This is a genomic window from Arthrobacter yangruifuii, from assembly GCF_009192775.1.
Classification (GTDB): Bacteria; Actinomycetota; Actinomycetes; order Actinomycetales; family Micrococcaceae; genus Arthrobacter_B; species Arthrobacter_B yangruifuii.
The window spans coordinates 340,449-362,381 of record NZ_VTFX01000001.1 but is presented as its reverse complement, the minus strand read 5'-3'; the positions used below and the strand labels follow the sequence as shown (position 1 = coordinate 362,381).

Annotated in this window: 19 protein-coding genes and 1 riboswitch; of the genes, 4 read left to right on the top strand and 15 right to left on the bottom strand. The window is 66.5% G+C overall.

Translation table 11 applies throughout. The features are described 5' to 3' along the window. Window positions 1-197: 197 nt before the first annotated feature. Entirely contained in the window at window positions 198-1,952 is a 1,755-nt protein-coding gene (ctaD, locus tag GD627_RS01795) for an aa3-type cytochrome oxidase subunit I (RefSeq protein ID WP_152271108.1), read from the bottom strand. 219 nt (window positions 1,953-2,171) lie between these two features. Between ctaD and GD627_RS01790 the strand changes: the two genes are divergently transcribed. Further along, the gene (locus tag GD627_RS01790; RefSeq protein WP_152271107.1) at window positions 2,172-2,942 is read left to right on the top strand and encodes an SDR family oxidoreductase; all 771 of its coding nucleotides are present in this window, start codon (window positions 2,172-2,174) and stop codon (window positions 2,940-2,942) included. Window positions 2,943-2,952: 10 nt separating this feature from the next. Here GD627_RS01790 and GD627_RS01785 read toward each other — a convergent pair whose 3' ends face one another. The 7 genes from GD627_RS01785 to gcvP form a co-directional block, all read right to left on the bottom strand. Further along, window positions 2,953-3,375 (bottom strand): ChaB family protein, encoded by a 423-nt coding sequence (locus GD627_RS01785; RefSeq protein WP_152271106.1) that lies wholly within the window; start codon window positions 3,373-3,375, stop codon window positions 2,953-2,955. A gap of 162 nt (window positions 3,376-3,537) precedes the next feature. After that, a complete protein-coding gene (locus tag GD627_RS01780) occupies window positions 3,538-5,088 on the bottom strand; it encodes an alanine/glycine:cation symporter family protein (protein ID WP_152271105.1) in 1,551 nt (516 codons plus the stop codon). Window positions 5,089-5,218: 130 nt separating this feature from the next. Further along, window positions 5,219-6,634 (bottom strand): L-serine ammonia-lyase, encoded by a 1,416-nt coding sequence (locus tag GD627_RS01775; protein WP_152271104.1) that lies wholly within the window; start codon window positions 6,632-6,634, stop codon window positions 5,219-5,221. A 10-nt stretch (window positions 6,635-6,644) separates the two neighbouring features. Beyond that, window positions 6,645-7,952 (bottom strand): serine hydroxymethyltransferase, encoded by a 1,308-nt coding sequence (gene glyA / locus GD627_RS01770; RefSeq protein ID WP_281349952.1) that lies wholly within the window; start codon window positions 7,950-7,952, stop codon window positions 6,645-6,647. Beyond that, window positions 7,949-8,326 (bottom strand): glycine cleavage system protein GcvH, encoded by a 378-nt coding sequence (gcvH, locus tag GD627_RS01765; protein WP_152271102.1) that lies wholly within the window; start codon window positions 8,324-8,326, stop codon window positions 7,949-7,951. Before gcvH ends, glyA begins: the two co-directional genes overlap by 4 nt. A gap of 255 nt (window positions 8,327-8,581) precedes the next feature. After that, on the bottom strand, window positions 8,582-9,706 hold the full coding sequence (gcvT, locus tag GD627_RS01760; protein WP_152271101.1) for a glycine cleavage system aminomethyltransferase GcvT: 1,125 nt from the start codon (window positions 9,704-9,706) through the stop codon (window positions 8,582-8,584). 11 nt (window positions 9,707-9,717) lie between these two features. Beyond that, window positions 9,718-12,567: an aminomethyl-transferring glycine dehydrogenase gene (gcvP, locus tag GD627_RS01755; protein WP_152271100.1), complete on the bottom strand. Its 2,850-nt coding sequence runs from the start codon at window positions 12,565-12,567 to the stop codon at window positions 9,718-9,720. A 151-nt stretch (window positions 12,568-12,718) separates the two neighbouring features. Further along, a riboswitch (glycine riboswitch) is annotated at window positions 12,719-12,824 on the bottom strand. A gap of 285 nt (window positions 12,825-13,109) precedes the next feature. Here gcvP and cycA point away from each other — a divergent pair. Beyond that, window positions 13,110-14,588, top strand: a complete 1,479-nt coding sequence (cycA, locus tag GD627_RS01750) for a D-serine/D-alanine/glycine transporter (RefSeq protein WP_425481888.1) — start codon at window positions 13,110-13,112, stop codon at window positions 14,586-14,588. Between the two features lie 6 nt (window positions 14,589-14,594). Here the strand turns inward: cycA and GD627_RS01745 are convergent, their stop codons facing one another. The 5 genes from GD627_RS01745 to GD627_RS01725 are packed head-to-tail and all read right to left on the bottom strand — an operon-like array spanning window position 14,595 to window position 16,930. Then, window positions 14,595-15,218, bottom strand: coding sequence for a hypothetical protein (locus GD627_RS01745; RefSeq protein ID WP_152271098.1), 624 nt, complete (start codon window positions 15,216-15,218; stop codon window positions 14,595-14,597). Window positions 15,219-15,249: 31 nt separating this feature from the next. Next, the gene (locus tag GD627_RS16925; protein WP_152271097.1) at window positions 15,250-15,864 is read right to left on the bottom strand and encodes a DUF6286 domain-containing protein; all 615 of its coding nucleotides are present in this window, start codon (window positions 15,862-15,864) and stop codon (window positions 15,250-15,252) included. Then, window positions 15,861-16,262 (bottom strand): Asp23/Gls24 family envelope stress response protein, encoded by a 402-nt coding sequence (locus GD627_RS01735; RefSeq protein ID WP_152271096.1) that lies wholly within the window; start codon window positions 16,260-16,262, stop codon window positions 15,861-15,863. Before GD627_RS01735 ends, GD627_RS16925 begins: the two co-directional genes overlap by 4 nt. Then, window positions 16,259-16,438, bottom strand: a complete 180-nt coding sequence (locus GD627_RS01730; protein ID WP_146360130.1) for a hypothetical protein — start codon at window positions 16,436-16,438, stop codon at window positions 16,259-16,261. Before GD627_RS01730 ends, GD627_RS01735 begins: the two co-directional genes overlap by 4 nt. Before the next feature lie 30 nt (window positions 16,439-16,468). Further along, window positions 16,469-16,930, bottom strand: a complete 462-nt coding sequence (locus tag GD627_RS01725; RefSeq protein ID WP_152271714.1) for an Asp23/Gls24 family envelope stress response protein — start codon at window positions 16,928-16,930, stop codon at window positions 16,469-16,471. Between the two features lie 354 nt (window positions 16,931-17,284). On the opposite strand from GD627_RS01725, the gene GD627_RS01720 reads away from it, so the two are divergent. After that, window positions 17,285-17,929, top strand: coding sequence for an RNA polymerase sigma factor (locus GD627_RS01720; RefSeq protein ID WP_152271095.1), 645 nt, complete (start codon window positions 17,285-17,287; stop codon window positions 17,927-17,929). A 103-nt stretch (window positions 17,930-18,032) separates the two neighbouring features. Beyond that, complete coding sequence (aceB, locus tag GD627_RS01715) at window positions 18,033-19,631, top strand: malate synthase A (RefSeq protein ID WP_152271094.1); 1,599 nt, start codon at window positions 18,033-18,035, stop codon at window positions 19,629-19,631. Here the strand turns inward: aceB and GD627_RS01710 are convergent. Both GD627_RS01710 and GD627_RS01705 read right to left on the bottom strand, forming a co-directional pair. Next, window positions 19,628-20,644 (bottom strand): alpha/beta hydrolase, encoded by a 1,017-nt coding sequence (locus tag GD627_RS01710; protein WP_152271093.1) that lies wholly within the window; start codon window positions 20,642-20,644, stop codon window positions 19,628-19,630. The two genes, aceB and GD627_RS01710, sit on opposite strands and share 4 nt — an antisense overlap. After that, entirely contained in the window at window positions 20,641-21,786 is a 1,146-nt protein-coding gene (locus tag GD627_RS01705) for an alcohol dehydrogenase catalytic domain-containing protein (protein ID WP_152271092.1), read from the bottom strand. Before GD627_RS01705 ends, GD627_RS01710 begins: the two co-directional genes overlap by 4 nt. Window positions 21,787-21,933 lie beyond the last annotated feature (147 nt).

Sequence of the window (21,933 nt, the reverse complement as noted above, 5' to 3'; positions counted from 1 at the left end):
TCCTTTGTTTTTGTTGCCACATCCACGATGATGCTGCGTTTGACCCTAGGCCCGTACCCTGTCCGGGTCAACGGTTCGCATCCACTCGGGGAAACCCCGAGCCGCCCGGCGGAACCGGTTAAATGCCGCCGCGGTTCCCGGACCATGATGGCCCGGGAACCGCGGCGGGGGGCGGAATGCGCGTTGGCTTGGTAAATCTATTGCCGCGGGTCCGGATTGCGCGGTTCTTCACTGCCCATATCCGCTGCACCGAAAAACTTTTCCGCGGGGGAATCCGTACTTGAATTGGCCCGCGCCATCAGCTCCGGATGGTGGAGATCCAAGGCGGGACGCTCCGAGCGGATCTTGGGCAGCGAGGTGAAGTTGTGGCGCGGGGGCGGGCAGGACGTAGCCCATTCCAGCGAGCCGCCGAAGCCCCAGGGGTCATCCACTTCAACCTTCTTGCCGTGGCGCCAGGTGATGTACACGTTCCAGAAGAACGGAATCATCGACAAGGCCAGGATGCCGGACCCGATGGTGGACAGCTGATTCATCCCGGTGAAGTTGTCCTCCACCAGATAGTCCGCGTAGCGGCGCGGCATGCCCAGGACGCCCAGCCAGTGCTGGATGAGGAATGTGGTGTGGAAGCCGAGGAAAAGCAGCCAGAAGTGGATCTTGCCCAGGCGTTCGTTGAGCATCTTTCCGGTCCACTTGGGCCACCAGAAGTAGAAGCCGGCGAACATTGCGAAGACCACGGTGCCGAAGATGACGTAGTGGAAGTGCGCCACCACAAAGTAGGTGTCCGAGACGTGGAAGTCCAGCGGAGGCGAAGACAGGATGATGCCGGTCAGGCCGCCGAACAGGAACGTGATGAGGAAGCCGAGGCTCCACAGCATGGGCGTCTCGAACGTGATGGAGCCGCGCCACAGGGTGCCGATCCAGTTGAAGAACTTCACGCCCGTGGGCACCGCAATCAGCATCGTCATGAAGGCGAAGAAGGGCAGCATGACGGCGCCGGTCACGTACATGTGGTGTGCCCAGACCGTCACGGACAGGGCGGCGATGGCGATGGTGGCGAAGACCAGGCCCTTGTAGCCGAAGATGGATTTGCGGCTGAACACCGGAAAAATTTCGGACACGATGCCGAAGAACGGCAGCGCGATGATGTAGACCTCGGGGTGGCCGAAGAACCAGAACAGGTGCTGCCACAGGATGGAGCCGCCGCGTTCAGGGTTGTAGATCTCGGCGCCGAAGCGGCGGTCCGCGCCCAGGGCGAAGAGCGCTGCCGCCAGGGGCGGGAACGCCATCAGGACCAGGATGGAGGTCACCAGGGTGTTCCAGGTGAAGATGGGCATCCGCCACATGGTCATGCCGGGGGCCCGCAGGCAGATGATGGTGGTGACAAAGTTGACGGAGCCCAGAATGGTGCCGAATCCGGAGAGCGCCAGCCCGAAGACCCATAGATCTCCACCGAGTCCGGGACTGAAGGTCACGCTGGACAGGGGCGTATAGGCCGTCCAGCCGAAGGACGCGGTGCCCTGCGGGGTGATGAACCCGGACAATGCCAGCGTCGAGCCGAACAGGAAGAACCAGAACGCGAGCGCATTCAGGCGGGGGAACGCGACATCCGGCGCTCCGATCTGCAGCGGCATCATCACGTTGGCAAAGCCGGCGAACAGCGGCGTGGCGAACATCAGCAGCATCGCGGTGCCGTGCATCGTGAACAGCTGGTTGTACTGCTCCCTGGTCTGCAGGATCTGCATGCCCGGCTCAAACAGCTCGGCACGGATCAGCAATGCCATCACGCCGGCAAAGCAGAAAAAGATGAAGGACGCGATCAGGTACATGAACCCGATGGTTTTATGGTCCGTTGAGGTGATCCATTGGACGACTATCCGTCCCTTGGACACCGGCACCACCCGGGGTGCAACGTATGTTCCGTCCGGTTCCGCGGTGTATTTCACTGTCGACATGGAACTATCCCGATCCGCCGAAGGGTACTGCCCTGCCAGGAACGACCTGTGCTTCGTATCGTAGGGCGGCGGCGGACGCCCCGCCAGACCCCACGGCGCAATATGTGGGGGACAATCCGGGTGGCGGGCTCACCGGCGGTACCGCCGCCTGCTCTCCGGCCCGCTGCCGGCGTGCCGCCCGCGGTGCCGAAGGCGCAAAGGGCAAGGCACAATCGAAGGATGGACAACCGCACCCCTGCACCCGAAACACCCAGGACGGCCGTGATTACCGGGGCCGGCTCGGGGATTGGCCGCGCCACCGCCCGCGCCTTTCTCGCAGCCGGCTTCCGGGTAGTCCTGGCTGGACGGCGCGAAACGGAACTGCGGGAAACAGCCGGCGGATCCGCTGACGCGCTGGTCCTGCCGGCGGACGTCACGGTGCCCGACGACGTCGAACGGCTGTTCGCCGCGGCCATCGGCGCGTTCGGGCGCGTGGATGTCCTGTTCAACAATGCCGGAACCTTCGGCCCGGTCGGCAGCATTGACGAGCTGAGCATCGAGGACTGGAACCGTACCCTGGCGGTGAACGTCACCGGCACCATGCTGTGCTCGGCGGCTGCGGTGCGGCACATGAAGGCCCAATCCCCGCAGGGCGGCCGGATCATCAACAACGGGTCCGTGTCGGCGCACACGCCCCGTCCGCTGTCGGCTGCGTATACGGCCACCAAGCACGCCGTGACCGGGCTGACCAAAGCGATAGACCTGGACGGGCGCCCCTTCGGTATCAGCTGCGGGCAGATCGACATCGGCAATGCCGCCACCGAACTGCTCGCCGGCATCGGCGGCGGACAGGGAGCGCTGCAGGCCGACGGCACCCGGGCCGTGGAACCCGCATTTCCCGCGGAAGAGGCTGCAGCCGCGGTGCTGTTCATGGCCTCTGCGCCAGCGTCGGCCAACGTGCGTTCCCTGGTGCTCACCGCGGCCGGCATGCCGTTCGGCGGCCGCGGCTAGGTCCCCGCCCCTAGGTTTCCCGAGCCTTCCGGGTCTGCTTCCCGCTGGCCTTCCGAAGCGCCTGGACCAACTCGCCCTTCGTCATCTTGGAACGCCCGGAGATTTCCAGCCTGGCCGCCAGGGCGTAGAGATGCTCCTTGGAGGCGTTGGCGTCCACTCCCCCGGCCGTCTCCTTGGATGAGCTGCGGCCTTCTTCCGCCTTGGCATCCGAAGGACCCCTCTGCTCCTTTTCCTCCCAATGGTCGCCCACCTTCTCGTGGGTGCGTTTCAGGGACGCGTAGGCCGTACGGGCCGCCCGTTCGCCGTCGCCGTATTCCTCCTCCGCGGAATCGTAGGTTTTGGCAAAGGTGTCCTGGGCTTTTGCCTCCGAGCGCTGCAGCGTGGACGGCAGTTCGTTCTTCAGTGCGCGGTTCTTCTTTCCGGTCTTGGGCATTAGCGTCCCTCTCCGTCTCGGGTGCTTCGGCTTACCTGCGGGTTTATCACCCTTGGCGGGCGGGCTCAAGCAAAAAACTCCTCCGCTGCTCCCGGCAGTATCCGGGAACGGCGAAGGAGCTTTTGCCGCAGCCGGCAAGTCGGTGCGGGCCGGCGGCAGCTGCTAGGCAGTGGCGGCGGCGGCCTCGATGTCGTCGTCGTCAATGCCCAGCATCTCCAGCTTTCCGCTCCTGCGGTCTGCCAGGTACTGCTTCATTTCCTTCTTGATTACGGGCAGCAGCAGGTACACGCCGAGCAGGTTCACGAACGCGCAGACAAAGAGCGCGGCGTCCGCGAAGCTGATGACCTGGCTGAAGGACAGGACGCAGCCGGCCACGGTGAAGGCCAGGAAGATGACCTTGTAGGTGATCTCCCGGCGACGGCCGCGGCCGAAGAGGTACTCCCAGGACTTCAGGCCGTAGTAGGACCAGGTGATCAGCGTGGAGTAGGCGAAGAGTGCGACGGCGATGGACAGCACGATCGGGAACCACGGCAGGACGGTGGCGAAGGCATCCGAGGTGAGGATGACGCCGTCGGGCGCGTCTCCGCCGGCCTGGACCTGGTCGATGCCGGCCTGCAGGCTGGGCGTGGAAGCCATGATGATGGCCAGGGCGGTCATGGTGCAGATAAGGACCGTATCCACGAGCGGTTCGAAGAGGGCCACGAAGCCTTCGCTGACCGGGCGGCGGGTTTTGACCGCCGAGTGGGCGATCGCCGCAGAGCCGACGCCCGCCTCGTTCGAGAAGGACGCGCGCTGGAAACCGACAATCATGACGCCGATGACGCCGCCCGCAAAGCCTTCGGGCCGGAAGGCGCCCTCGATGATGGCGCCGAACGCCGCCGGCACGTTCTCGAAGTTCACGATAATCACGAACAGGCACGCCAGGATGTAGATACCGCCCATGGCGGGAACCAGCTTGGAGGTGGTGGCACCGATCGATTTGATGCCGCCCAGGATCACTACGGCCACCAGGACAGCCAGGACCAGGCCGAAGATCAGGGCCGCCCCCGCGCTGCCCAGAAGGCCGTCATCCCCGCCGGTGACATTCTGGATCTGCGCAAAGGTCTGGTTGGCCTGGAACATGTTTCCGCCGGCAATGCCGAAGATCAGGATCGCCACGGCGAAGATACCCGTGAGGATCTTCGCCGGCCACCTGCCGAGCCGCCGAAAGGCCACCGGCAGGTACTTGAACGGGCCGCCGCTGATGGAACCGTCTTCATGCACTTCGCGGTACTTCACGCCGAGCGTGCATTCCGCGAATTTTGACGCCATGCCCAGCAGCCCGGCCAGGATCATCCAGAAGGTTGCACCGGGACCGCCCAGGGCCATGGCCGCGCCGACACCGGCGATGTTCCCGAGTCCGACGGTGCCGGACAGGGCGGAGGTGAGGGCCTGGAAGTGCGGCACTTCTCCCGGATCATCCTTGGAGGAGAATTTGCCGCGGATCACCTGCACCGCCACCTTCAGTCCGCGGAACTGGATGAAGCCGAAATAGATGGTGAAGATGATGCCGGCCAGGATCAGCCAGGCGACGACAACCGGGAAGCTGAAATCTCCGATGCTGACCGGGAAGAACACGATTCCCGAAAACACCGTGGTGATTGGCTCAAAAAAGGAGTTGACCGCGGCATCAATGGACCCGAGCAACCCACCGTCCTCCGATGCCGGTGCCATGGAAACTGCCCGTGCTGCGTTCACTGGATCGAACCCCTGTTTTCTGTAAGCGTGCTGTCGAATGCGACAACATAGCCTCGCTTAACCCAGTGGTATTGCACAAATCACATGCCGTACGTGAGACGGGCCGTCAGCACTCCACCACGTTGACGGCCAGCCCGCCGAGCGCGGTTTCCTTATACTTGGAGCTCATGTCCCTGCCGGTTTCCCGCATGGTCACGATGACTTCGTCCAGCGAGACCCGGTGCTCCCCGTCCCCCCAGAGCGCCATCTTGGCGGCATTCACGGCCTTCGCCGCACCGATGGCATTGCGCTCGATGCAGGGGACCTGCACCAGCCCGCCGATCGGATCACAGGTCAGGCCCAGGTTGTGCTCCATGGCGATTTCTGCGGCGTTTTCCACCTGTTCGGGGGTGCCGCCAAGGATTTCGGCGAGTCCCGCAGCGGCCATGGACGACGCCGATCCGACCTCGCCCTGGCAGCCCACCTCCGCTCCCGAGATGGAGGCCTGTTCCTTGTACAGCACCCCCACGGCGGCGGCGGCGAGCAGGAAGCGCACCACGACGTCGTCCTTCTGTTCCTGCGTCGCATTCTCCATGCCGGGGCCGTAATGGGTGGCGTAGAACATGACGGCCGGGATGATGCCGGCGGCGCCGTTGGTGGGAGCAGTGACCACCCGCCCGCCGGACGCGTTTTCCTCGTTGACGGCCAGCGCCACAAGGTTCACCCATTCCTGCCAGAACTTCGGGTCACGGTTCGGGTCCTCGGCGCGCAGCCGGGTGTGCCAGGCCGGAGCACGACGGCGGACCTTGAGTCCGCCGGGCAGCAGGCCGGTGCGGCGGATGGCGGAGTTCTTGCACTCCTCCATGACGTCGCGGATGTGCAGCAGTCCTGCACGGATTTCGGCTTCGGGGCGGGAAGCCCGCTCGTTAGCCAGCATGACCTCGCTGATGCTCAGTCCGCCGGCGGTGCAGTGCTGCAGCAGTTCGACGGCGGTGCGGAACGGATACGGCAGGTCAGACTTGCTGGCTTCCAGTTCCAGGGCGGCGGCCCGCTCCTCGCCCTCGCGGACGATAAAGCCGCCCCCCACGGAGAAGAAGGTGGCCTCCTGCAGGACGGAGCCGTCTGCGGCCAGGGCGGCGAATTTCATGCCGTTGGTGTGCCGCGGCAGCACTGTCAGCGGGTGCAGCACGATGTCTGCCTCGCCGTATTCCAGCGGGCAGGCGACGGCTCCGGGGATCTGGGCGCACAACTGCAGTTTCCGTGTGGCCTCGATATCCGCCAGCCGCTGCTCCACCTGCTCGGGCAGGATCAGTTCGGGCGCGAACCCTTCCAGCCCGAGTAGCACGGCGGTCATGGTGCCGTGGCCGCGGCCGGTTGCCGCGAGGGACCCGTACAGGTCCACGCGGAGGCCGGCGACGGCGGGCAGGCTGCCGGCGTCGACCAGCTCCGCCGCGAAAACGGCAGCGGCACGCATCGGGCCCACGGTATGGGAGCTCGATGGGCCAATGCCCACGGTAAACAGATCAAAAACGCCGACGGCCAAGGGGTACTTCCTAACGGTTTGCCGCAGCAGGGGCGGCGGAGAGATTTTCCACCTGCGGGTACAGCGGGTGGGCCTGGGCGAGGGCGGTGACGCGCTCGCGCAGCGGTGCCAGGTCTGAGTCCCCGTCTGCAATGAGGGCCTGGGCAATGATATCCGCGACCTCGCGGAACGCGTCTTCGCCGAAGCCGCGGGTGGCGAGGGCAGGGGTACCGATCCGCAGTCCGGAGGTCACCATGGGCGGCCGGGGATCAAACGGTACCGCATTGCGGTTCACGGTGATGTCGATCTGCGCGAGCCGGTCTTCGGCCTCCTGGCCGTTGAGGGCTGCGTTGCGCAGGTCCACCAGCACCAGGTGGACGTCCGTGCCGCCGGAGACGACCGAGATGCCGGCTGCGGCGACGTCGTCGGCCAGCAGCCGTTCGGCAAGGATCCGGGCGCCCGCCAGCGTGCGCTCCTGGCGTTCCTTGAACTCAGGGGTGGCGGCAATCTTAAAGGCGGTGGCCTTGCCGGCAATGACGTGTTCCAGCGGTCCGCCCTGCTGGCCGGGGAACACCGCGGAGTTGATCTTCTTGGCAATGTCGGCGTCGTTGGAGAGGATAATGCCGCCGCGCGGACCGGCAAGGGTCTTGTGCGTGGTGGTGGTGACCACGTGGGCGTGCGGCACGGGGCTGGGGTGCAGGCCTGCGGCCACGAGACCGGCAAAGTGGGCCATGTCCACCATGAGGTAGGCGCCTACCTCGTCCGCGATGCGGCGGAACTCGGCGAAGTCGAGCTGGCGGGCGTAGGCGGACCAGCCGGCCACGATCAGTTTGGGCTGGTGTTCCTTGGCAAGGGCCTCGACCTCGGCCATGTCCACGCGGTGGTCCGTCTCGGAGACGTTGTAGGGCACCACGTTGTAGAGCCGGCCGGAGAAGTTGATCTTCATGCCGTGCGTCAGGTGTCCGCCGTGGGCCAGGGACAGGCCCAGGATGGTGTCGCCGGGCCGGATCAGCGCGTGCATCACGGAGGCGTTGGCCTGCGCGCCGGAGTGCGGCTGCACGTTGGCGAAGTTCGCTCCGAAGAGGGACTTGGCGCGGTCGATGGCCAGCTGCTCAATGACATCCACGAATTCGCAGCCGCCGTAGTAGCGCCGCCCCGGGTAGCCCTCGGCATACTTATTGGTCAGTACCGAGCCCTGGGCCTCCATCACGGAAACCGCGGTGTGGTTCTCCGAGGCGATCATTTCCAGGCCCCGCTGCTGCCGCCGCAACTCGTTATCGATCTGCTCCGCGACCTCGGGGTCAATTTCCGCCAGGGAATCGTTCAGGTAATCGCTCACAGCTCGCCGCCGTTCTTTTCCGCGTATTCCTCGGCGCTGAGCAGTGCACCCTCGCTCGTGGCATTGACGGTAAACAGCCAGCCGGCACCGTACGGGTCCTCGTTCAACAGCGCCGGGTTGTCGATGGCCTCCTGGTTGATCTCCACGATCTCGCCGGAAACCGGGGCGTAGAGGTCCGAGACGGACTTGGTGGACTCCACCTCGCCGCAGGTTTCGCCGGCCGTGACCGTGTCGCCGACGGCGGGCAGGTCAACGTAGACGACGTCGCCGAGGGCATCCGCTGCGACTGCTGAAATGCCGACCTTGACGGGGCTGGAGGAGTCGACCCACTCGTGTTCGGCGGAATAACGGAGTCCTGCGTTTACTTTGCTCATCTTGGATAGCCTTTCGAAAGTCTCTGTCGGGTCGTTCATTAGTTCAAAGTCTAGGTTCCGGGCGCTGGCGGGGCGGCATTCGCCGCCCCTTAGACACCTCGCTCGTTCCTCGCTCGGCGATGCGGGGCTACACGAATGCCGCACCGCGCGCACGTTCCAGCCCCATAGCATCCACCTACTTGCGGGAGCCGCGCTCGAGACAATACCGCTTGCCACAGCTCGCGCCGCCGTCAAAAGCGCCTTTTGTTTTTGGCGTTACTGCTTGCTGCGCTTGTAGAACGGCAGGGCGACGACGGTGAACTGCTCCGGCTTGCCGCGAAGGTCGACAGAGAGCGTCGTGCCGGGCTCGGTGAAGGCGGCGTCGACGTAGGCCAGGGCGATCGGGAAGCCGAGGGTGGGGCTGGGAGCACCCGAGGTGACTTCGCCGATAACCGTGTCACCGTCCAGGACCGGGTAATGGCTGCGGGCCGAACGGCGGCCGGAGCCTTTCAGGCCCACCAGGCGGCGCGCCGGGCCGGATTCCTTGCGGGCTTCGAGGGCGGCACGGCCCACGAAGTCGCCTTCCTTGGACAGGGCAACAACCGGGCCGAGGCCCGCGGCGTAGGGGTCGGTGTCCAGGGTGAGCTCGTTGCCGTACAGCGGCATGCCGGCCTCCAGGCGGAGCGAGTCGCGGCAGGCCAGGCCCGCCGGAACCAGACCCGAGTCCGCGCCGGCGGCGAGCAGCGCGTCCCAGAGGGCAGCGGCGTCGTCGTTGGGGACGTAGATCTCGAAGCCGTCCTCGCCGGTGTAGCCGGTGCGGGCCACCAGCAGGCGAAGTGTTTTCTCCCCGGCGGTAATCTCCACGGTGTCCGCCGCGTAGTACTTCATGCCGGTGACGGCGTCGTGCTGTTGCGCAGAGACCAGGGTCAGCAGGATGGCCTCCGCGGCCGGTCCCTGGACGGCCACCAGCGAGGTGTCCGCGGATACGTTGTTCACGGTGACGTCGAAGCCATCCGCCCGAGCGGCCAGCTCGGCGGCGACGGTGTCCGCGTTGCCGGCGTTGGGGACCACCAGGTAGGAGTCCTCCGCGAGGCGGTAGCTGATCAGGTCATCAATGATCCCGCCGTCGTTGTTGGTGATCAGCGAGTATTTGGCGCGTCCCGGCTTCACGGCGGAGAGCTTGCCTACGAGGGCGTAGTCCAGGAAGGCGCCGGCGTCGGGCCCGGTGACCTCCACTTCGCCCATGTGGGAGAGGTCGAACAACCCGGCGGCGCTGCGTACGGCCCGATGTTCGGCCAGCTCGGAGCTGTATTTGAGCGGCATCTGCCAGCCGCCGAAGTCCGTGAAGGAAGCGCCCAGCTGTTTGTGCGCCTCGTAGAGCGCGGTGTATTTCTCAGTCACTGGAGTATCCCCTAGTTTTCGAACTCTTCGATGGGCGGGCAGGAGCAGATCAGGTTCCGGTCCCCGGCGGCGCCGTCAATGCGGCCCACCGGCGGGAAGTACTTGTCCATCCGCAGGCTGCGCAGCGGGAATGCTGCCTGTTCGCGCGGGTAGGCGCGGTCCCACTCGTTGCCGGCCACCGCGACGGCGGTGTGCGGGGCGTTGCGCAGCGGGCTCTGCTCCAGGGTGAAGTCCCCGGCGGCTACCTGGTCGATTTCCGCACGGATCGCGATCATCGCGTCGATGAACCGGTCCATTTCGCCCAGGTCCTCGGACTCGGTGGGTTCCACCATCAGGGTGCCCGCCACCGGGAAGGAGAGGGTGGGGGCGTGGAAGCCGTAGTCCACCAGCCGTTTGGCCACGTCTTCGGCGGTGACGCCGGTCTTCGCGGTCAGTTCGCGCAGGTCCAGGATGCACTCGTGCGCCACGAGTCCACCCTTGCCGGTGTAGAGCACCGGGTAGTACTCGTTCAGCCGGGCGGCCACGTAGTTCGCGGCGAGCAGGGCGTGCTTAGTGGCGCTGGTCAGGCCCTCGCCGCCCATGAGGCTGACATAGGCCCAGGAAATGGGCAGCACGCCGGCGGAGCCGAACCGGGACGCGGAGACGGGGATGTCCTCGCCGTCGGTCCAGGTGGCGGCATCGCCGGGCATAAACGGTGCCAGGTGCGCTTTGGCTGCCACGGGTCCGACGCCGGGGCCGCCGCCGCCGTGCGGGATGCAGAAGGTCTTGTGCAGGTTCAGGTGGGACACGTCGCCGCCGAATTCGCCCGGCTGGGCCAGGCCCACCAGGGCGTTGAGGTTGGCGCCGTCAATGTAGACCTGGCCGCCGGCCTCGTGGACGGCTTCGCAGACGTCGCGGACGTCGTCGTCGAACACGCCGTGGGTGGAGGGGTAGGTGATCATGATGGCGGCGAGGTTTTCGCGGTGCGCGTCGATCTTGGCGCGCAGGTCCGCATGGTCAATGGCGCCGTCGTCGGCGGTAGCCACCACCACTACCTTCATGCCGGCCAGGACGGCGGAGGCGGCGTTGGTGCCGTGGGCGGACGCCGGGATGAGGCAGACGGTGCGCTGGTCCTCGCCGCGGGAGTGGTGGTAGCCGCGGATGGCCAGCAGCCCGGCCAGTTCGCCCTGCGAACCGGCGTTGGGCTGGATGGAGACCGTGTCATACCCGGTGATGACCGCGAGCTTTTCTTCCAGGTCCGCGATCAGTTCGCGCCAGCCCTCGGTCTGGGAATCCGGAGCGAACGGGTGGATGGAGGCGAACTCCGGCCAGGTCATGGCCTGCATTTCGGCGGTGGCGTTGAGCTTCATGGTGCAGGAGCCCAGCGGGATCATGGTGCGGTCCAGGGCCAGGTCCCGGTCCGAGAGGCGGCGCAGGTAGCGCAGCATCTGGGTTTCGGAGCGGTAGGAGGAGAACACCGGGTGCGTCATGAATTCCGAGGTACGCAGCAGTTCCGCGGGCAGGTCGAAGCCTTCCACCGAATCCACCGGGGACGCACCGAAGGCGGCGGCCACCTCGGCGATGACGTCCGGCGTCGTCGTCTCATCAGCGGAGATCCCCACGGTGTCCGCGTCAATGGAGCGCAGGTTGATGCCCTTCGCTTCGGCGGCGGCAATAATCTCTGCAGCGCGGCCGGGGACCCGGGCGGTGACGGTGTCGAAGAAGCTCCGGTGCAGGAGCTCGACGCCGGCGGCCTGCAGGGCGGCGGCCAGGGACCGGGCGGACTCGTGGGCGCGGCGGGCAATCGCCGTCAGGCCTTCGGGGCCGTGGTAGACGGCGTACATGGAGGCCACAATCGCCAGCAGTGCCTGCGCGGTGCAGATGTTGGAGGTGGCCTTCTCCCGGCGGATGTGCTGCTCGCGGGTCTGCAGGGCCAGCCGGTAGGCGGGGGTGCCGGCGGAGTCCTTGGAGACGCCGACAAGCCGGCCGGGAAGGGACCGTTCCAGGCCCTTGCGGACGGCCATGTAGGCGGCGTGGGGGCCGCCGAAGAACAGGGGAACACCGAAGCGCTGCACCGAGCCGACGGCAATGTCGGCGCCCTGCTCCCCGGGAGGGGTGATCAGGGTCAGGGCCAGCAGGTCCGCGGCCACGGTGACCAGCGCCCCGCGTTCCTTGGCCTCGGCAATCAGCTCCGCCTGGTTGCGGACGACGCCGGAGGCGCCGGGCTGCTGCAGCACGACGCCGGCCAGCTCACCCTCGGGCAGGCCGTTGGCCAGATCGGCGACGATGACCTCGAAGCCGAGCGCCTTCGCCCGGCCGCGGACTACCGCTATGGTCTGCGGGAAGGCTTCCGAGTCCAGCACCACGGCGCCGTTGCTGTGGGCCTTGTTGGAGCGGCGCATCAGCAGTACGGCTTCGGCCACGGCGGTGGCTTCATCCAGCAGGGAGGCGTTGGCGATGGGCAGGGCCGTGAGGTCCTGGACCATGGTCTGGAAGTTCAGGAGTGCTTCGAGACGCCCCTGGGAGATTTCGGGCTGATACGGGGTGTAGGCCGTGTACCAGGCCGGATCCTCCACCACGTTGCGCAGGATCACCGGCGGGGTGTGGGTGCCGTAATAGCCCTGGCCGATCATCTGCACTGCGGTTTTGTTCTTGCCGGCTATCCGGCGCAGGGCAACGAGGGTTTCCTCTTCGGACTTCGCGGGATCCAGGACCAGGGGGAAGCCCTGCCGGATGGCGGCGGGAACGGCCATGTCCACCAGCCCGTCAAGGGAGTCGTAACCAACGGCCTTGAGCATGGCGTCGACGGCATCGCCGCGGGCACCGATGTGCCTGTCAGCGAAAGCTGCGGCAAGAGTAGGGGAAGACGGTTCTGCAGGCATGTGAGGCTCCAGGAAAGGCAGACGGGGGGTACGCCAAACTAACGTCGGCTCCTCCCCGCTCTGTATTGGACCTGAGAGATTCCGCGGGTGTACTTCCGCTTGCACCGTCGGTGAGTTCCGGGCCGTGCCCGGAACTGCTTTCCAGAGTTGCCTCACTGTGGCGGTACGGGGGCCTGAGAGATTCCCGGGGAGGGTTTGCTCCTACGGCGCCCGCCGATGCTGATGCGCATCCGGCGGGACTCTCCCGCCACGGCTGATATAGGCATATATGCAGTTGTGACACAGCCAACTTTAGCCTGCCCCCGGTACCGCCTCAACCTCCTGACACGCCCGGGCGCGGACGCCGGTGCCGCGCCGGAACGGACCGTGTGACCCGAAACGTCACACACCGGCTGATTTGACGGGGGCTCTCAGGGGCTTCCAAACTGAAATGTCGGCGGCAGCGCCAACATCCCGGGGCTGCCTCTTGGGGCGGCATAGGTGATGGACGGCGGATGAGCTGCCGGCGGGTGCCTATAAGAAAGATTCCAATGTCTGAGCGCATGACCCGCCCACCCAGCGGCAGCACTGATTCCCCAGCGAAGAGCAGCGCCGAAGAACCCGCCCTTGCCCGCTCGCTGTCCAGCCGCCACATCCAGCTGCTCGCCATCGGCGGAGCTATCGGCACCGGGCTGTTCATGGGCTCCGGCAAAACCATTTCCGCCGCGGGACCGTCGGTGATCTTCGTCTACGCGATCATCGGTTTCATGCTGTTCTTCGTGATGCGGGCCATGGGAGAACTGCTGCTCTCCAACCTCAACTACAAATCCTTCACCGACTTTTCCGCGGACCTGCTGGGTCCCTGGGCGGGGTTTTTCACCGGCTGGACCTACTGGTTCTGCTGGGTGGTCACCGGCATCGCGGACGTGGTGGCGATTGCGCACTACGTCACCTTCTGGTGGGGCAATGCTCCCCTGTGGATACCCGCCCTCGCCTGCATCCTGGTTCTGCTCGCGTTGAACCTGCCGACGGTCAAGGCCTTCGGTGAGACCGAATTCTGGTTCGCGCTGATCAAGATCGTCGCCATCCTGACGCTCATTGTGGTGGGACTGGTGATGATCTTCACCGGCTTCACGCACGGTGACGGCGTAACCGCCGGTTTCAGCAACCTCTGGGACCACGGCGGCTTCTTCCCCACCGGCCCCATGGGGTTTGTTGCCGGCTTCCAGATTGCCGTGTTCGCCTTCGTCGGCATCGAACTGGTGGGCACCACTGCGGCGGAGACCAAGGATCCGGAAAAGAACCTGCCCCGGGCCGTGAACTCCATTCCCATCCGCATCCTGCTCTTCTACGTAGGCGCACTCGTAGTCCTGATGGCAGTGATCCCCTGGGACGAATTTTCCGCCGATGAGAGTCCGTTCGTGGGCATGTTCACCCTGGCAGGGCTCGGCACCGCTGCCGCCATCGTGAACTTTGTGGTGCTGACCTCCGCTGCGTCGTCTGCGAACTCAGGGATATATTCCACTTCGCGCATGGTGTTCGGCCTGGCGCACGACGGCGATGCCCCCCGGCCCTTCGGCCGCCTCTCCCGCCGGAAGGTTCCGCAAAACGCACTGTTCTTCTCCTGCACGTTCCTGCTCGGGGGCGTGGCCCTGCTCTACGCGGGCGAATCCGTCAGTGCGGCCTTCACGTTGGTGAGCACCATTTCGGCCCTGTGCTTCATGTTCGTCTGGTCCATCATCCTGATCAGCTACCTCGTGTACCGCAAGCGCCGGCCGCAGCTGCACAGGGCATCGAAATTCCCGCTGCCGGGCGGCGTCGTCATGGTTTACGTGGTGTTGGCATTCTTCCTGTTCATCCTGTGGACGCTCACCACCCAGACCGACACCCTGCAGGCGCTGCTCGTGACCCCCGTCTGGTTCCTCCTGCTGGGCATCATCTACTCCGTCCTGCGGCGCACGCCCGTGCACCAGGCCCGGGTGGCCGCCCACCACGACGACGTCGCCCGCGAGCGCGCGGCGCTCAATGCAGCCCAGCCGTAGCCACTCCTAGTAGACCACCGTCCCCCGGGAACTGACCGCCGAGCCTCCCCCGGGGGCCCCGGCCTTGCTGCTGGCATCGATCTCCAGGCCAAACGTGTTGAGCGGAACCTCCAGGCTGGAGGCCAGGTGCGGCACCACTTCCTGCTGGATCCGGGCAATCACTCCCTGCACGTCAGTGTCGGAATTGACCGTCACCTTCATCGCCAGGTCCGGTTCGTCCGCCGTACCGCGCAGGCGGACGCTGGAACCCACCACGCCGGGCAGCTGGTCGGTCTCATGGGCGACGGCGGCGGCCAGCACCTGCGGATCGCACACGGTGGCTCCGTGGGCCGGGTCCCCCTGAAGCCGGAACATTCCGGCCGCCCGGGCACGCGGAACCTGGGCCAGAAGCCACCACAGTCCCAGGATGCCCAGGATCAGTCCAGCCACCAGCATGCACCAGGACGCGTACTCCCAGGCCAGGAATCCCGGGCCGCCGATGAGGACCTGGTCCGATTGCCCCGGGCTGCCGCTTGCCATGCGGGCCAGCGTCCCGCTGGCGATGAGCGCGGCCAGCGCTCCGGCAGCCAGGAAGAGGATCCCCAGAATGATCAGCCACGTTCGATTGGCTTTACCCGAATGATGTCTCATGTCCGGCTGCCTTCCCTACTGGTCCGCGCGTTCAATTCCGCACCCGGACCGATGCCGTAACCTCCGGCACCGGATCAAGTCCGGTCGCGGCAAGACGTGAGCGCACCCCGTCCTCCACCCAATGCTGCACATCCGAGGCGTCGTGAAGCGCCGTCGTCACGTCCAGATGAACCTTGCGGGACGAAGCAGACGCGGAGGCAGACGCCACTCCGTCAATGTGGTCGCAGGTGGATGCCGCCAGCCGGGCAACTGCCCGCCGGCTCATCACCACGTTCTCCCCGCCCCGGACCGCTGAAAGATCCCCCGCTTCCGCCGACCCGGAGGTCCCCGTCAGCTTTCCCGGCTTGGCCCGCAGCGGCAGCGCGGAGAAGTCACCGGGGATCATCCCGCACAACAGCAGAATCACCCCGATAAGCAGCAGCACAACCGCCCCGGTCCAGCCCCAGGCGCTGTCCCATCCGGTCTCGCCCAGTACGCGTACCGGTTCCGTCACGAACACCGGCCACCCGCCCTGCGCCAGGCGGACGACGCCGCCCCAGACCAGTGCCACGCCCAGCGCCAGCAGCAGGAGCGCGGTGATGGTGGCGGGAACGGACCGACTGGGCCGGCGCCGCATGGACACCGGCGGGCGGATGTTCGTACTCACTGCAGTTTCCTTCGCCGGCGCAGCTCGGGCTGGGGCGGTTTCAACCAGGACACCGTAATGTCCACCTGCCGCACCTGGACTCCGGTCAACTCGGTCACCCGTTCGCTGATCCGGCGGCGCAGCTGTTCGGTGGCCTGCCGCAGCGGCATGGGATACGGAAGCCCCACCGTGACCTTCAGGCTGGCGATGTTTCCCGCCAGTTCCACGCTGGCATCCGGACGCGCCGAAAGGTCAGCCCGGCTCCCGATACCCATGAACCCGCCGGAGGTTCCGCCTGCAAAGGTTTCATCCCGCGCCACCTGGCTGGCTGTCTTTTCCAATACCCGCCGGGCCAGGACGGTCTCCCCCCGGTCCTCGACGTCCCAGATCTGCCCCAGGGCCGGGACAAGGGCGGTCATCGGCTTGTCGCTTTGCCGAAGACTCCGGGGACCTCCACCTTTCCGTCAGCCACCAGCCCCACCAGAAGCCCGACCAGGCCAAACAGGACCGTTATCAGGAAAGCCAGCCAGCCGCCGAAGGCCAGCACGATTCCCAGGACCAGTCCTACTGCCAGACACCACTGTGTTCCAGACATGGAACCCTCCTCTTGGTTGTTGTACTGCCTTTACTGCAGGTTCTTTGCCGGGCTGGGCGCCGGCTGGTCGCCGCCCTGGTCTTCGTTCTCCTCCGGCAGGTGCACGTCGGTGACGTTGACGTTCACCTCGAGCACCTCCAGGCCCGTGGCGTTTTCGACGGACCGGATGACGTTGCGCCGGATACCCTGGCTCACCTCCACCACGGAGAAGCCGTACTCCACCACGATGCTGACGTCGATCGCGGCCTGACGTTCGCCCTTTTCCACGGTGACGCCGTTGCTGACGTTGGTCTGCGAGCCCGGAATGCGCTCCGTCATGGAGCTGAAAGCACGGCGGGCCGCATTGCCCATGGCGTAGACGCCCGGAACCTCCCGGGTCGCCATCCCGGCCAGCTTCTGCACCACGCTTTCTTCGATGGTGGTGTCGCCCCGGGGCGTCTGCAGCGGCCCCTCCCGGCGGTCGGCGTCAACCGACGGCGATCCCTGCGGCATGCCCTGCCCCTGGGCTGAACCCTGTCCCTGCGGCATGCCCTGCCCCTTGCTTGAGCCCTGCCCCTGGGCGCCCGGCCCGGCCTGTATTCCCTGGGCTCCGTGCGGATCGGTCGTAGCGGACGTTGCCCCCGCTGATTTTGATGGATCGACCATGGAAATCATCTCCTGCGTTCATTGCGGATGGTGCGCGTACGTCCCTTACACAGGTAGTGACGGTGCGGATCAGCGATCGTCACGCCACAACGGAAAGTTCCGCTGACATTCCTCCGGTCCGGCCCGCTGTTGTTCCGCTTCTTCCCCGGTTCTGGGAAGATCGCTGCAGGTCCGGCCGCTGCCGGACGGAACAGGGACACCATGGCAGGATCCGAGCTGCCGCAGGCGGCGCACAACGGCAGGAATTCCCTCCGGCCCACGCAGCCGGGGAATGGGCATGTGGACGAGGCCGCCCTAGTTGCCCAGGCACGGGACGGGGACCTCCCCGCCTTCGAATACCTGGTGGCCATCTACCGGCGCAGGCTCTTCCGGCTTGCCTACCGGATGCTCCGGGACCGCGGGGACGCCGAAGACGTTGTCCAGGACACCCTGACGGCCGGCTGGAGGGTCCTTCCCACCCTGAACCGGGAAGAAGCATTCGGCGGCTGGGTCTACCGGACGGCCACCAACCGCTGCCTGGATGTGCTTCGGCACCGCACCTCCCACCCCCAGGTCCTGCCCGGGGCCGATCCGCTGGCGGATGCGATTGCGGCCGTCACCGCCCGGGATCCGGACCGGGAGTCGGATCCGCATCATACGGCCGAGGTGGCGGCGGAACTGCAGGCCCTGCGCCGGGCGCTTGCCCTGCTTCCGGCCGATCAGCGTGCCTGCTGGCTGCTCCGCGAGATCCATGGGCAGAGCTATGCGGAGATCGGTGCCGCGCTGCGGATCACCCCGTCGGCAGTGCGCGGCCGGCTGGCCAGGGCCCGCGAACACCTCTCCACAGCCATGGTGCAGTGGCGGTAATCCCTTGTAATTCCACTGGCTAGACAATAATATCCACGATACGGAAGAAGTAGCCGGCGTCACGTTCCGGCTGTCCACCGGCATTGCCTGAGGGAGATCCATTATGGCCATTGAAATAACCGATCCCGCACCCGCCGAGGGTGCAGACCTGATCCTGACGCCCGGGGCGCTGGAATTCATCGAAGAACTCCACCGGCGTTTCCGAAGCACCCGGGACGAGCGCCTTGCCGCCCGCTCCGTGCGCCGGCAGGAAGCGGCCTCCACCGGCAGGCTGGATTTCCTGCCCGAAACCGCGGACATCCGCAGCGGGGAGTGGAAGGTCGCCGAGGCGCCGGCCGCGCTGCAGGATCGCCGCGTGGAAATGACCGGCCCGGCGTCCCCGGCCAAAATGGCTATCAATGCCCTGAATTCGGGTGCCAAGGTCTGGCTGGCGGACCTTGAAGACGCCTGCACGCCCACCTGGCACAATGTTGTGGATTCCCAGGTGAACCTCTACCGCGCGGCGCGCAACGACCTTTCCTTCACCTCGCCCGAGGGCAAGGAATACACGCTGCGCACCGATGCGCCGCTCGCCGTCGTCGTGATGCGTCCGCGCGGCTGGCACCTTCCCGAAAAACACGTACTGATCGACGGGGAACCCGCCGTCGGTGCGCTGGTGGATTTCGGCCTGCACTTCTTCGCCAATGCCAAACATCTCCTGGACAACGGACAGGGCCCCTACTACTACCTGCCCAAGATGGAGAGCCACCTCGAGGCCCGCCTGTGGAATGACGTCTTCTCCTTCTCCGAAGAGTATGTGGGCGTGCCGCAGGGCTCCGTCCGGGCGACAGTCCTGATCGAGACCATTCCGGCCGCGTTCGAAATGGAAGAGATCCTCTACGAGCTGCGGGACCACGCCTCCGGGCTGAACGCAGGACGCTGGGACTACCTGTTCAGCATGATCAAGGTCTTCCGCGACGCCGGGAAGAACTACCTGCTGCCGGACCGCGCCGACGTTTCGATGACGGCGCCGTTCATGCGTGCGTACACCGAGCTGTTGGTGAAGACCTGCCACCGCCGCGGCGCCTTCGCCATGGGCGGCATGGCCGCCTTCATCCCCAACCGGCGTGAACCGGAGATCACCGCGAGCGCACTGGAGAAGGTCAAGGCGGATAAGACCCGCGAGGCCGGCGACGGTTTTGACGGTTCATGGGTGGCCCACCCGGATCTGGTTCCGGTCTGCCGCGATGTCTTCGACGCCGTCCTGGGCAGCCGGCCCAACCAGGTGGACCGGCAGCGCGAAGACGTGTCCGTGACGGCTGCGGACCTGCTGGATGTCAGCACCGCCGAAGGCTCCATTACCGAGGCCGGACTGCGGTCCAACCTCTATGTTGCGGTCAACTATGTGGCCGTCTGGCTCTCCGGCAACGGGGCCGTAGCCATCCGCAACCTCATGGAGGACGCAGCGACTGCAGAGATTTCACGCTCCCAGGTCTGGCAGCAGGTGCGCAACAACGTCGTCCTGGAAGACACCGGCGAAACCGTCACCGAGGAACTCGTCAGCCGGCTCCTGGCCGAGGAGACGGAACGCCTGCGCCAGGAGGTCTCCGCGGACATGTTCACCGGCTACTTTGAGCCGGCCAGCCGCCTGATCGGGGAGATCAGCCTGTCCCGGGAATACACGGACTTCCTGACCCTTCCGGCCTACGAGCTGATCGACTAAGGGGCGGGCGCCGGGCCGCGCTGGGGCCCGGGCTGCAGATAGCCCCGGCCCCAGCGGGTCATCGCCTCGTAGGCCCGGCGCCGGACCTCGGGTGCGGACAGGAACACATCGTGCATCGCATGCGGGATCCGGCCCACGGTCACGGAGGATCCGAGGGAGAGGGCGCGTTGGGCCACTGTGTTCACATCCAGGACGACGTCGGAACGTTCCGCATCCTCCGACCAGCGCGGATGCAGGTAGCTGTTGTCCGAGAGCAGCACCAGGACCGGAAGCTGCAGCTGCAGGCCGGCGGCCACCATGGCCTGGGCGGAGAACACGGCGTGCAGGAACGCGAGAGTGACCGGAAATCCCCGGACGGGACGCCACTGGACGTTGTAGTGCCATTCCCCGCCGAACGCAGCGGAAACCGTCCGGGTGTAGATCCCGGGATCTATCGGCGGCAACGGCCTGCGCGGATGATGCTGGGCCTGCAGGCTGACCAGCGGGGAAATGACCCGGCGGGCCCATTCCGTGGCCTGGAATTCCAGCCAGGGGCTGTTCAGGATCAGGGCTGCCGCCCTGCCGGGGTGGCGGTGCGCCCAGACGGCCAGCGTTAAGCCGCCGGTGGAGTGCCCAAGCAGGATCAGCGGCCCGGCATCCGGGGCGTTTTGCCCCATGGCGTCCAGCGCAGCGGCCAGATCCTCGTCGTACTCGCTGAGGTCCCGGACGTAGCCGGGTTCCTGCCCCGGACGCAGGCTCCGCCCGTAGTTATGCAGGTCAACGGCGAAGAACCGGGCACCCTGCCCGGCCCAGTAGCGTGCCAGCTCGGTCTGGAAAAAATAGTCGGACCAGCCGTGCACATAAAGGACATCCGGCGTATGGCCCCGCAGGGCACCTGATGGTGCCTCCGGCGCCGGCGGCGTGTAGCGGACCAGGGTGGCGACGGCACCGTCGGGCAGATCCAGGGTCAGCTGCTCGAACCCCTCGCCCAAGATGTCAGGCTGCCACCGGCGCCCGGACTCTGCTGCACTCATACGGAAGCGCCGTCCGGATCGAAGCGGATGACCTGGCGGATGGCCTGGCCGTCCGCCAGGGTATCCATGGCCGCGTTGATATCCTCCAGGGCAACGGTGGAGGAGACCAGTTTTTCCACCGGCAGCCTCCCCTCCCGCCACAGCTGCGCATAGACGGGGATATCGCGGGCGGGAACGGCGGAGCCGAGGTAGCTGCCCACGATGGTCCGTGCCTCCGCCGTGAGTGTCAGCGGGGCAATTTCAGCCGTCTGGTCCGGGGCGGGAAGCCCCACCGTGACGGTGGTGCCGCCGGGGGCGGTGATCCGCACGGCCGTTTCGAACGCACGGGGATGCCCCGCGGCTTCGATGACCAGGGCGGGGCGGATGCCGGCGTCGAGCGCTTCCTGCGGGGTGTAGACCGCGTCCGCTCCGAGCTCCCGGGCACGGGCCAGCTTCCCCGGCAGTGCGTCGATGCCGATGACGCTGTGCACGTCGAGGGAGAGCGCCGTGAGCAGCGCTGCCATGCCGACGCCGCCGAGCCCGACGATGGCGACGTCGTCGTCCTTGCCCGGCCGGGCCGGGTTCAGCACCGCGCCCCCTCCGGTCAGCACCGCACAGCCCAGCAGCGCCGCCACCTCCGGCGGAATGTCGTCATCCACCGGCACCACCGACTTCCGGTTGACCACGGCATGGGTGGCAAATCCGGAAACGCCCAGGTGGTGCCTCACTTCTTCGCCGTCAGCGCCCCGCAGCCTCATGCCGCCGCCAAGCAGGGTGCCGGCATTATTGGCTGCGGACCCGGGGATGCACGGCATTTTGCCCTCGGTCCGGCAGCCCGCACATTCGCCGCAGCGCGGGAGGAAGGCCATCACCACCCGCTGCCCGACGGCTAGGTCCTCAACGCCCTCGCCCAGTTCCTCCACCTTGCCGGCGGCCTCATGTCCCAGCAGCATGGGCAGCGGCCTCATCCGGCTCCCGTTGACCACTGACAGATCCGAGTGGCACAGCCCCGCAGCCTCAATGCGGACCAGGATCTCCCCGGGCCCCGGCGGCTGAAGCTCCAGGTCCCGGACCACCACCGGCCGGGAGCGGGCATAGGGACGCGGAGCGCCGATGGTCTGCAGGACTGCACCCCGGATGGACCTGCTGCTGTCGGTGCCCATGAGCTCTCCCTCGAGTATCTGCCGGACCGGAAACGGGTCCCCGTTTTCGCCGTGACAGCCCTATTCCACCACGACCGTTCCGCACCGTCCTCCATTCCGCCCCGCTCCCACCGCGCCGGTGGCCTCCCGCCCGCCATTCCTTTGGCA

Bases quoted from the DNA above. Each gene is read 5' to 3' on its own strand.
- GD627_RS01790 (WP_152271107.1), top strand. From the start codon at position 2,172: ATGGACAACCGCACCCCTGCACCCGAAACACCCAGGACGGCCGTGATT.
- GD627_RS01785 (WP_152271106.1), bottom strand. From the start codon at position 3,375: ATGCCCAAGACCGGAAAGAAGAACCGCGCACTGAAGAACGAACTGCCG.
- cycA (WP_425481888.1), top strand. From the start codon at position 13,110: ATGACCCGCCCACCCAGCGGCAGCACTGATTCCCCAGCGAAGAGCAGC.
- GD627_RS01720 (WP_152271095.1), top strand. From the start codon at position 17,285: ATGGCAGGATCCGAGCTGCCGCAGGCGGCGCACAACGGCAGGAATTCC.
- gcvP (WP_152271100.1), bottom strand. From the start codon at position 12,567: ATGCCTGCAGAACCGTCTTCCCCTACTCTTGCCGCAGCTTTCGCTGAC.
- ctaD (WP_152271108.1), bottom strand. From the start codon at position 1,952: ATGTCGACAGTGAAATACACCGCGGAACCGGACGGAACATACGTTGCA.
- GD627_RS01710 (WP_152271093.1), bottom strand. From the start codon at position 20,644: ATGAGTGCAGCAGAGTCCGGGCGCCGGTGGCAGCCTGACATCTTGGGC.
- GD627_RS01705 (WP_152271092.1), bottom strand. From the start codon at position 21,786: ATGGGCACCGACAGCAGCAGGTCCATCCGGGGTGCAGTCCTGCAGACC.
- aceB (WP_152271094.1), top strand. From the start codon at position 18,033: ATGGCCATTGAAATAACCGATCCCGCACCCGCCGAGGGTGCAGACCTG.
- gcvH (WP_152271102.1), bottom strand. From the start codon at position 8,326: ATGAGCAAAGTAAACGCAGGACTCCGTTATTCCGCCGAACACGAGTGG.
- GD627_RS01735 (WP_152271096.1), bottom strand. From the start codon at position 16,262: ATGACCGCCCTTGTCCCGGCCCTGGGGCAGATCTGGGACGTCGAGGAC.
- GD627_RS01725 (WP_152271714.1), bottom strand. From the start codon at position 16,930: ATGCCGCAGGGATCGCCGTCGGTTGACGCCGACCGCCGGGAGGGGCCG.
- GD627_RS01780 (WP_152271105.1), bottom strand. From the start codon at position 5,088: ATGGCACCGGCATCGGAGGACGGTGGGTTGCTCGGGTCCATTGATGCC.
- GD627_RS01745 (WP_152271098.1), bottom strand. From the start codon at position 15,218: ATGAGACATCATTCGGGTAAAGCCAATCGAACGTGGCTGATCATTCTG.
- GD627_RS01730 (WP_146360130.1), bottom strand. From the start codon at position 16,438: ATGTCTGGAACACAGTGGTGTCTGGCAGTAGGACTGGTCCTGGGAATC.